The sequence below is a fragment of the Nonomuraea glycinis genome (assembly GCF_014646515.1).
Taxonomy (GTDB): Bacteria; Actinomycetota; Actinomycetes; order Streptosporangiales; family Streptosporangiaceae; genus Nonomuraea; species Nonomuraea glycinis.
Genome location: NZ_BMNK01000016.1, coordinates 109,554 through 118,927, shown reverse-complemented (window position 1 = coordinate 118,927; position 9,374 = coordinate 109,554). Strand labels below are relative to the sequence as shown.

Annotated in this window: 12 protein-coding genes and 1 pseudogene; 7 read left to right on the top strand and 6 right to left on the bottom strand. The window is 71.6% G+C overall.

Going from position 1 to position 9,374, the window contains the following annotated elements:
• Positions 1-67: 67 nt before the first annotated feature.
• The 7 genes from IEY87_RS34650 (at position 68) to IEY87_RS34615 (ending at position 4,788) form a co-directional block, all read left to right on the top strand.
• Positions 68-403, top strand: coding sequence for an ArsR/SmtB family transcription factor (locus IEY87_RS34650; protein ID WP_189143051.1), 336 nt, complete (start codon positions 68-70; stop codon positions 401-403).
• Between the two features lie 12 nt (positions 404-415).
• Positions 416-1,645 carry a GNAT family N-acetyltransferase gene (locus IEY87_RS46230; RefSeq protein ID WP_225277919.1) on the top strand — a complete coding sequence of 410 codons (1,230 nt, stop codon included), beginning with the start codon at positions 416-418 and terminating at the stop codon, positions 1,643-1,645.
• A gap of 142 nt (positions 1,646-1,787) precedes the next feature.
• Positions 1,788-2,063 carry an arsenate reductase/protein-tyrosine-phosphatase family protein gene (locus IEY87_RS34635; RefSeq protein ID WP_225277918.1) on the top strand — a complete coding sequence of 92 codons (276 nt, stop codon included), beginning with the start codon at positions 1,788-1,790 and terminating at the stop codon, positions 2,061-2,063.
• Positions 2,064-2,151: 88 nt separating this feature from the next.
• Complete coding sequence (locus tag IEY87_RS34630; RefSeq protein ID WP_189143171.1) at positions 2,152-2,499, top strand: ArsR/SmtB family transcription factor; 348 nt, start codon at positions 2,152-2,154, stop codon at positions 2,497-2,499.
• 11 nt (positions 2,500-2,510) lie between these two features.
• Positions 2,511-3,602, top strand: coding sequence for an ACR3 family arsenite efflux transporter (arsB, locus tag IEY87_RS34625; protein WP_225277917.1), 1,092 nt, complete (start codon positions 2,511-2,513; stop codon positions 3,600-3,602).
• Positions 3,595-4,023: an arsenate reductase ArsC gene (locus tag IEY87_RS34620; RefSeq protein ID WP_225277916.1), complete on the top strand. Its 429-nt coding sequence runs from the start codon at positions 3,595-3,597 to the stop codon at positions 4,021-4,023. The genes arsB and IEY87_RS34620 overlap by 8 nt, the downstream gene beginning before the upstream one ends.
• A gap of 186 nt (positions 4,024-4,209) precedes the next feature.
• Positions 4,210-4,788, top strand: coding sequence for a hypothetical protein (locus IEY87_RS34615; protein WP_189143050.1), 579 nt, complete (start codon positions 4,210-4,212; stop codon positions 4,786-4,788).
• Here the strand turns inward: IEY87_RS34615 and IEY87_RS34610 are convergent.
• The 6 genes and pseudogenes from IEY87_RS34610 to IEY87_RS34585 all read right to left on the bottom strand — a co-directional run bounded on the left by IEY87_RS34610 (position 4,778) and on the right by IEY87_RS34585 (position 9,364).
• Positions 4,778-6,100 (bottom strand): M28 family metallopeptidase, encoded by a 1,323-nt coding sequence (locus IEY87_RS34610; RefSeq protein ID WP_225277915.1) that lies wholly within the window; start codon positions 6,098-6,100, stop codon positions 4,778-4,780. The genes IEY87_RS34615 and IEY87_RS34610 overlap by 11 nt on opposite strands.
• Positions 6,097-6,378 carry a hypothetical protein gene (locus IEY87_RS34605; RefSeq protein ID WP_189143048.1) on the bottom strand — a complete coding sequence of 94 codons (282 nt, stop codon included), beginning with the start codon at positions 6,376-6,378 and terminating at the stop codon, positions 6,097-6,099. Before IEY87_RS34605 ends, IEY87_RS34610 begins: the two co-directional genes overlap by 4 nt.
• A 160-nt stretch (positions 6,379-6,538) precedes the next feature.
• Positions 6,539-7,429 (bottom strand): annotated as a pseudogene (locus tag IEY87_RS34600) (NAD(P)-binding domain-containing protein).
• Positions 7,426-7,824, bottom strand: coding sequence for an ArsR/SmtB family transcription factor (locus IEY87_RS34595; protein ID WP_189143046.1), 399 nt, complete (start codon positions 7,822-7,824; stop codon positions 7,426-7,428). The pseudogene IEY87_RS34600 and the gene IEY87_RS34595 overlap by 4 nt, the downstream one beginning before the upstream one ends.
• A 32-nt stretch (positions 7,825-7,856) precedes the next feature.
• Positions 7,857-9,095, bottom strand: coding sequence for an MFS transporter (locus tag IEY87_RS34590; protein WP_189143045.1), 1,239 nt, complete (start codon positions 9,093-9,095; stop codon positions 7,857-7,859).
• Positions 9,092-9,364, bottom strand: coding sequence for a hypothetical protein (locus IEY87_RS34585; RefSeq protein ID WP_189143044.1), 273 nt, complete (start codon positions 9,362-9,364; stop codon positions 9,092-9,094). The genes IEY87_RS34590 and IEY87_RS34585 overlap by 4 nt, the downstream gene beginning before the upstream one ends.
• Between the last annotated feature and the right edge of the window lie 10 nt (positions 9,365-9,374).

The window sequence follows — 9,374 nt, the reverse complement described above, 5'->3', positions numbered from 1 at the left end:
TGAATGTCTGGGAAGTGGGTGACAGCGGCTTCCGCTTTTCACATTTATCGAATATCGTCGATGGACGATGAATGAGAATACGGCGCCGTTGCAGCGCGCGGAGGCCGAAGAGTACGCCAGCTGGTTCAAGGCCCTGGCCGACGCCACCCGGATCCAGATCGTGTCGCTGCTGGCGCGGCGGCGTGCGCCGATGAGCGTGGGCGAGATCGTGACCGCCTCCGGGGTGGGCCAGTCCACCGTCTCACACCACCTGAAGATCCTGGCCGAGGTGCGGTTCGTCCTGGTCGAACGGCAGAGCACCTCCAGCCTGTATCGGATCAACGAGGCATGCGTGAGCTGCTTCCCGACCGCGGCCGATGTGGTCATGGGCAACCCGGTTCCGGCCGCACCCACCTGCGAGTGAAAGAGGTTGATCATGGCGCATGACGAGGTCGTGGAGCGGTACTCCGGCCTGGCGCGGGCCGCTCTGGACGGGCAGGTCATCGCGGACTGTTCGACGGACGAGTTCGCGCAGGGTGGTTTCGGCGCGGCCGGCTACGACGACCTCGGCACCCTGCCGGAGGGTGCGGTGCGGGCCGGCCTGGGCTGCGGCGACCCTGTCGCCGTAGCCGAGCTGCGCGCCGGCGAGACCGTGCTGGATCTGGGGTCGGGCGGCGGCATCGACTTGCTGCTGTCGGCACGCCGGGTCGGCCCGCACGGCAAGGCGTACGGGCTGGACGCCAGCTCCGACATGCTGACGCTGGCCCGGCGCAACGCCGAGCAGGCCGGCGTGCGCAACGTCGAGTTCCTGCACGGCGCCATCGAACGCGTTCCGCTGCCGGATCACGCGGTCGACGCGGTCATCTCCAACTGCGTGATCAACCTGTCCAGCGACAAGGCCGCCGTGCTGGCCGAGGCGTTCCGGGTGCTGCGTCCGGGTGGCCGGTTCGGGGTGAGTGACGTCGTGGTCGACAGTGACCTCGACCCGGTCCAGCGCGCGACGGCCGAGCAGCGGATCGGCTGCGTGGCCGGAGCCCTTCCCGTCGAGGAGTACCGCGAGTTGCTGACCCGGGCCGGCTTCGTCGGCATCCGCATCACGCTGAGTGCCGATCACGGCGACGGCGTGCATTCGGCGATCGTGCAGGCCACCAAGCCCGCCATCGGCCCCGGCCTGGAGATCCGGCCGATGCGCGCCGCCGACGCCACCCAGGTGCTGGCCATCTATCAGGCGGGACTGGACACCGGCCAGGCCAGCTTCGAGACCACCGCGCCGAGCTGGGAGGGTTTTGCCGCGGGCAAGCTGCCGCACCTGCGGTACGTGGCTGCCGACACCGAGACCGGCGAGGTCGTCGGCTGGGTCGCCGCCTCGCTGCTCTCGGCCCGGCCGGTGTATGCCGGAGTGGTCGAGCACAGCATCTACGTCCACCCCGGCTGCCAGGCGCACGGCATCGGCCGCGCCCTGCTGAGAGCCTTCATCGCCGCGAGCGAGGACGCCGGCGTCTGGACCATCCAGAGCGGCATCTTCGGGGACAACGCGCCCAGCCTGTCCCTGCACCAGGCGCTCGGCTTCCGCGTCGTCGGCACCCGCGAGCGCATCGGCTGCCACCACGGCACCTGGCGTGATGTGCTGCTGATGGAACGCCGCAGCGCGGTGACCGGCACCTGACCAGGAGCACAGCCCTTCACCGGGGACAGGTTGTTCGACCGGCGTTCACCTCTCGGCCATAGATGGCTGTCAATATCGAGCCATATCGAATTCGACATCCATCTATACGCCGCCCCTCGCCGGAGTCCCCGACGCCACGGGTGTGCCGATCGTGCTGTTCTTGTGCGTGCACAACGCCGGACGCTCGCAGATGGCGCTCGGCTTCTTCACCCAGTTGGCCGGCGGGCGGGCTCTGGGCTGGTCCGGCTGCTCAGAGCCGGGTGAGCAGATCAACCCGGCCGCGATCGAGGTGATGCGCGAGCGCGGCATCGACATCACCCCCGAGGGCAAGACCATCGCGGAGATCCGCCCGATTCGCGACGAGATCGAGCGGCGGGTACGCGCCCTGCTGGCCGAACTGCGCGTCCCCGTCGGCTGAGACTTGGCTCACATACCAAGCAGCCATAGAGCTGCGTCAATATAGACGTACGGCTAATTCGATGTTGATCTATGCGAGGAAGGGTGCGATGGACCTGCTGGAGATTCTGGAGTGCAGCCCGCCACTGACCCACGAGCCGCTGGACAGCGAGCAGGCCGCCGGCGTGGCGCGGGTGTTCAAGGCGCTGGGCGACCCCGTACGGCTGCGCATCCTGTCGATCGTGGCCAGCCGCGCCGGCGGCGAGGTGTGCGTGTGCGACATCACCGGCGCCTTCGAGCTGTCCCAGCCGACCATCAGCCACCATCTGAAGGTCCTCAAGGAGGTCGGTCTGCTGACCTCCGAACGGCGCGCCTCCTGGGTGTACTACCGCCTCGTTCCCGAAACCCTCGGCGAGCTGTCGGCGCTGCTGACCGCCCCCGTCACCGCCACCGCCTGAGAGCGATACGCATGTCCACCCGCCCCGAACAGGCCGCCCCGCCCGCCCCGGGCGTGATCGGCGCCCTGTCCACCCTCGACCGGTTCCTGCCGGTGTGGATCATCGCCGCCATGGCCGCAGGGCTGCTGCTCGGCCGGCTCGTGCCCGGCCTGAACACCGCGCTGGAAGCGGTGAAGATCGGCGAGATCTCGCTGCCCATCGCGTTCGGCCTGCTGCTGATGATGTACCCGGTGCTGGCCAAGGTCCGCTACGACCTCCTCGGCACCGTCACCGGCGACCGCCGCCTGCTCATCTCCTCGCTGGTGCTCAACTGGATCCTCGGCCCGGCACTGATGTTCGCCCTGGCCTGGACGTTCCTTCCCGACCTGCCCGAATACCGGACCGGGCTGATCATCGTCGGGCTGGCGCGGTGCATCGCGATGGTGCTCATCTGGAACGACCTGGCCTGCGGCGACCGCGAAGCCGCCGCCGTCCTGGTCGCGCTCAACTCCATCTTCCAGGTGATCGCCTTCGGCGCACTCGGCTGGTTCTACCTGCAGATCCTGCCCGGCTGGCTGGGCCTGCCGGAGGCCGCACTGCAGGTATCGGCCTGGGACATCGCCTTCTACGTGCTCATCTTCCTCGGCATCCCGCTACTCGCGGGCTACCTGTCCCGGCGGCTGGGCGAACGAGCCAAGGGCCGCGCCTGGTACGAGAACGCCTTCCTGCCCCGCGTCGGCCCACTGGCGCTCTACGGTCTGCTGTTCACCATCGTCATCCTGTTCGCCCTGCAAGGCGACACCATCACCTCCCAGCCCGCCGACGTGGCCCGGATCGCGCTGCCGCTGCTGGCCTACTTCGCCCTCATGTGGGGCGGCTCGTTCCTGGCCGGCAAGCTGATCGGCCTCGGCTACGAGCGCTCCACCACGCTGGCCTTCACCGCCGCCGGCAACAACTTCGAGCTGGCCATCGCCGTGGCCGTCGGCGTCTTCGGCGTCACCTCCGGCCAGGCACTAGCCGGGGTCGTCGGCCCGCTCATCGAGGTGCCCGTCCTGGTCGCCCTGGTCTACGTCAGCCTGGCCGGCCGCCGCCTGTTCACCGCCAAGGAGCCGGCCCGTGCCTGAGAGCGCCACCGAGACCCTCACCGGTAAGCCTTCGGTCCTGTTCGTCTGCGTGCACAACGCCGGACGCTCCCAGATGGCCGCCGGCTGGCTCACCCACCTGGCAGGAGAGCGCGTCGAGGTCCGCTCCGCCGGATCAGCCCCGGCCGAGCAGGTCAACCCGGTCGCCGTCGAGGCGATGCGCGAGGTCGGTATCGACATCACCTCTGAGCAGCCCAAGATCCTCACTTCCGAGGCCGTCCAGGCCGGCGACGTGGTGATCACGATGGGCTGCGGCGACGCCTGCCCGATCTTCCCGGGCAAGCGGTACGAGGACTGGAAGCTCGACGACCCGGCCGGACAGGACATCGAAGCCGTCCGGCCGATCCGCGACGACATCCGCCGCCGTATCGAGAAGCTGCTGGCGGACCTTGTGTCGGCCTGATCCTCCGCCGCAGGCCCCGCCGTGATCAATGGCGGGGCCTGCATCATGTCCGGGCCCGAGATGACTGTCGGTGCTGGGTGGTTCGCTGTGCTGTATGACGCTGGTGAATGGGGAGCGCTTACCGGGTGAGACGGTGGAGGATACCTGGACGATCTGGTCGGCAAGACCCCGGCCGAGGTGCTGCCGGTGATGCGCCTGCTCGCGGCCCTGGCGCCGGACACCACCCTCCTGCTGGCCGTGCGCGGGGGCCCGGCGTACTCGCCCCGCTGGCAGAGCGAGGCGTCCTCCCTGGTGCTCCACGCCCGCCGGCAGCTCCGCCTCCTGCAGGCGTTGCAGGTGATCCAGTCCCACAGTTATCAGCGCATCATGATCCCCCCGCCCAGCCGCACCTCCAACGCAGAACTTGCCGAGATCATCCAGCTGGCCCACCTGCTGCAGGGCGCTCAGGTCGAAGCGACGTGGTCGTATGTGGACTTCCCGATCCCCGCCGACGCCGGCCCGCCACCTGAGGGCGAGTTCTCCGTCGCCATCTTGCACGAGCTGAACGCGCAGGTGGGCGGCCGCCACATCCCTCTGGGCATGTACCAGTGCGTCACCTACCTCGCGGCGCGGATCGCCGATCCGGCCGAAGCGGCAGCGGCCCAGGCCGGCGACAGCATCCGCCTGCTGCCTGGCTCCATCGACCGAGCATTGATCACCGCCGTATCCGCCGCCGAGGCTCTGGCCGCTCTCGCCGCCCGCTCCGGCGTTCCTCCTACGTGTTGAGCAGCACGACAGTCGCCACCAGCAGCCGGGCGGCGGCCATCAGCGTGTCCGGCTGCACGCGATCCGGAGTCTCTGCCGGAGTCTGGTAGCCGGGCATGCCCATGCCGACGCCGATCGAGGCCAGGCCGGCGGCGGCGTAGCGGCGGTTGTCGGAGGCCATCGCGCCCGCCTTCAGCGGCACGCCGGTCAGGCGAGCGGCCTGGTCCAGGGTGGCCAGCAAAGCGTGAGCGGGGCCGCCCGCCTCGACGGCGGCGGCCTCGTGCAGCTGCGCGGCACCGTCAAGGTTGATCACGAGCGTGTCCGGCGGCACGGCGGGGGCGTGGTGGGCCGAGCCCCACGCGCCCGCCTCCTCCGCGTCCAGGAAGGCCACCGTCAGTTCCAGCGCCCCGGGCGGCGCGGCCGCCAGCACGCGGGCGGCCTCCAGGACCGCGGCCACTCCGGAGGCGTTGTCCGCGGCGGCTGGCAGGCGCCGGTCGGGATCGTCGCCGACGCCGTCGTAGTGCGCGCTCAGCAGTACCCGCAGCCTCGCGTTCCCGCCGCCGGGCCCGTCGCCGTGACCGTCGCCACCTTGGTGGCCGCCGGTCTCGGTGCGGGGGAAGCGGGCGTGGACGTTGCGGCCTCGGGTGGCGATCTGCCGCAGCGGCATGGAGCCGGTCACCTGGACCGGGCCGTTGTCCAGGGCTTCGCCCAGGTGCCGGTGGACCTCGGGACGCACGGCGATGACGGGCACCGCGCGGGCAGGCGGCCCGGCGATCATCTTGGGCATCCAGCCGTCGGCGTCGGTGCCGCGTACGGTCAGCACTCCGGCCGCGCCCTGTGCCTCGGCCAGCTCGCACGCTCGTCCCCAGGTGGTGGCGTCGGCCAGCACCCATCGGCCGCGCAGGTCGGTCTCCGAACCAGTCTCGGGGCCGGTCTCGAGATCGGTCTCGAGATCGGTCTCGGGGACCTTGGTCAGCAGGGCGGTGCGCGGGTGTGGCAGGTCGGCGGAGGCCAGGTGCTCCACGAAGTCGCGGCGGTGCTCCAGGTGCCGCGTCCGCCCGGCGCCGCTCCATGCGAGCACAGGGGTCGCGTACAGCTCGCGCACCCCTGCCACGTCGAACTCCGACAGCTGCACCTGGGCGCCCAGCTCTCCGAGCCGCGCGGCGAGCCAGGAGGCGGCGGCGCGGCCGCCGGGCGAGCCCACGCGCCGCCCGGCGTAACGGTCACCGGCCAGCTCGCGCACCGCGGCGTGCATGCGGGTGGCCGACACCGCCTCCACCAGGGCGGCCAGATCGGGCCCGCCCTGGCCGAGGCCGGCTGCTGTGCTGGTCATCCGCAGCACCCGGATCCGCCCTGAACACCGGCCTGAGAGCCGGCCTGGGAGCCGACCGGAGCCGGGGCCTGGCCGCAGCAACCGCTCTGGGCGGCCTGGCTCGCGGCGGCCGGGCTGCCGCAGCAGGCCGTCGCCGCAGCGGCCGGCTCAGTGCTCTGCCCGGCGACGCCGGACGGCTCGCCGACGGAGGAAGGGGAGCCGCAGCAGCCTCCGGCGGCGGGCGGGGCGAAGGCCTCCTCCAGGTCGCCGAGGAAGCCGCCGCTGGTCTGGTTCGTCATCGTGGTCTCCCTGCCGAGCAGGGTGGATCGCCCACCCCACCCAAGAATTAGATGGATGTCTAAGCAGTCGCCACGATCTCACGCTGATTCGATGCACGTCAAGATAGATGAAAATCTAATTAGGGGCGGCCGAGGTTGCCCCGGCGCGGCGCGAAGCTCTCTACAGCTGGGCGGTGATCTCGGCGACCAGCTGCCGGGCGGTGCGGCCCGCGCCGATCAGGGTGGCTGAGGCCGGGCCGGTTCAGTCGCCGTAGCCGAGCAGGTGCAGGCGGGGTTCGCCGACCGCCTGGGTGCCACGGGTGGGGATGAGCCCGCCCGGGCCGCGTAGGCGCAACGGGGCCAGGTGGCTCAGGGCGGGCCGGAAGCCGGTGCACCACAGGATCACGTCGCAGGCCAGGGTGCTGCCATCGGCCCAGGCGACGCCGCGTGGGGTGATGCGGGTGAACATGGGTTCCGCCTTGAGCGCGCCGCGGCCGCGAGCCTCGCGCACGGGTGGGACGGCGACGATGTCGCCCAGGTCAGCAATGCTCTCGGCCTGTTCGCCCGTCTGGCCGGCTCGGTGGCGGCGGGTGGCCAGGTCGAACAGGGCGCGTCCGTCGACCTCGTCCGGCAGCAGGCTCGGCGGCCGCTGGGTCACCCAGGTGACCTCGGCGAGCGTGGACAGCTCGGCCAGCAGCTGGGCGGCGGAGTTGCCACCGCCGACGATGACCACGCGCTTGCCGCGCAACGGCTCGGGGCCGCGGTAGCCGGCGGTGTGCAGGTGCTCGCCGCCGAAGTCGCGCAGGCCGGGGTAGCGCGGGAGGATGTAGGGGCGCCACCAGGTGCCGGTCGCGCTGATCACGGCCTTGGCCTGCCAGGTGCCATGGCCGGTCTCGACCAAGAGGCGGCCGTCGCCGCGCCGCACCGCATGCACCGTCACCAGGCGCAGCACCGGCAGGTCGTAGCGGCGTTCGTAGTCGGCCTTCGCGCGGCGCAGGTAGTAGCCGACGGCCAGGCCCGCCTGCCCGCCGCCGATCACCAGGACGTCGACGGGCCGGGGGGCCGCCGTCATGCGGGGAGCAGCCCCAGCTCGCTGCGTCCTGCCACGGGCTGGGGGACGGGTCCAGGAGAGGGCTCGGTGAGGGGGGCGAACAGGGCGCCGAGCTTGTTCACCGCTTCGGGGATGATGCGGTAGTAGACCCAGGTGCCGCGCCGCTCACCGTCGATCAGCCCGGCCGTGCGCAGCACCTTGAGGTGGTGGGAGATGGTGGGGGCGGTCAGGTCGAAGGCGTCGGTCAGGTCGCACACGCAGGCCTCGCCGCCGGCGTGGGAGCCGATCATCGACAGCAGGCGCAGCCGTACCGGGTCGGCCACCGCCTTCAGCATGACGGCGAGCTCGGCGGCGGTGTCCTCGGCCAGCGGTTCGCGGGCGATCGGGGCGCAGCACTGGCCGGTGGGGACGGTCATGACAACCCCTCCTGATTAGAAGTCTGTCGAAATTATAGGCGGTGGTAGGCCACCAGCGCGAACGCGGCGATGGCGCAGGCGGCGGCCACCGCGCCCATCACCCAGCCATAACCCGCGGCCTGGGCGAGGGCGAGGGCGCCGAGCGGGGCCAGCGCCTTGCCGGCGACGGAGAAGACGGCGATGCGGCCGGCCAGGCTGGCGTAGGCGGCGGTCCCGTACCGGCCGACCAGCAGGTGCGGCAGGGTGATGGAGGCGATGCCGAAGCCGAGCCCGAACAGCAGCACCGCGCCGATCGCGCCCGCCACGCTGCGCCCGATCAGCGGCAGGGCGAGGGCGGCCACGCCTTGCAGGGCGAAGATGGCTGCGGCGATGAGGGCGGCGGGCAGCCGGGTTTGCAGGCCGGTGGTGATCAGCCGTCCGGTCACCGACAGCACGCCCAGCAGCCCGGCCAGGGTGGCGGCCAGTACGGGCGGGTGGCCGAGATGGATCAGGTAGGTGATGAGCAGGACCGCCACGGTGGCGACCGCGCCGCCGTTGGCGGTGAAGGCGATCACCAGCAGCCAGAACGGCCGAGCGCGGGCGGCCGCCGTGACGATGGCGGCCCGCTCCTGCGCCGCGGCGGACGCCTGCGTGCCGGCCGTACGGGCGCGGCGGCGCAGCACGAGGGCGTGCAGCGGGATCGCCGCCGCTCCGTAGATCAGGGCCAGGATCACCAGCGCGGTACGCCAGCCGTACCGGTCGACCAGCAGTCCGGTCAGCGGTAGGAAGATCGAGGAGGCGAACCCGGCCACGATGGTCAGCGCCAGCAGCCCATTCGCCCGGCCGCGCTCGTTGCCGGCGTAGAGGGAGACGATGACCGCGAACGCCGCCTCGTACAACACCAGGGAGCAGGCGACGCCGACGAGCGCGAACACCGCGTACAACTGCGGCAGGCTCTCCACTCGCGACCAGGCCAGCACCGCCACGGTGCCGAGCAGCGACCCGGCGGTCATCAGGGCGCGCCCGCCGCCGGCGTCCAGCAGGCGGCCGACCAGCGGCGCACACACCGCGGCGATCAGGATCGACAAGGTGAGCGCCGCGGCGATCTGCGCGGGCGTGGCGTGCAGGTCCCGGGCCATGGGAGCGAGGAAGACGGAGAAGGCGTAGTAGAGCACGCCGTAGCCGATGGTCTGGGTGACGGCCAGCGCGGCGATGACCGGCCAGCCGTGCCGCCGACGTGGCTGAGCGCCGTCCCCTAGGACGGGGACGGCGCTCGAAGCGGGGGCGCTCACTCGCGCTCGCCGGGACAGGCGATGAGCCGCCTGCCGGTTGCGGTCGCGGCCCAGGCGCCGCCCGCGGTTTCGGTGATGAAGCCTTGGGCGTGCAGGCGCCAGGCCAGTGTGCCCGCCATCCGGGTGATCGCGCGGGCGTAGCCGGGGTTGGTGCTCGGCCGCCGCGCCTGCAGGAGGTGGCGGCCCAGGCGTTCGGTCTCCAGCCGTCCGTGGTCGCAGATGAGGCGCAGCGTCTCCTTCTGGGTGGCGGTGGGGTAGCCGTCGGACATCAGGGGTGTT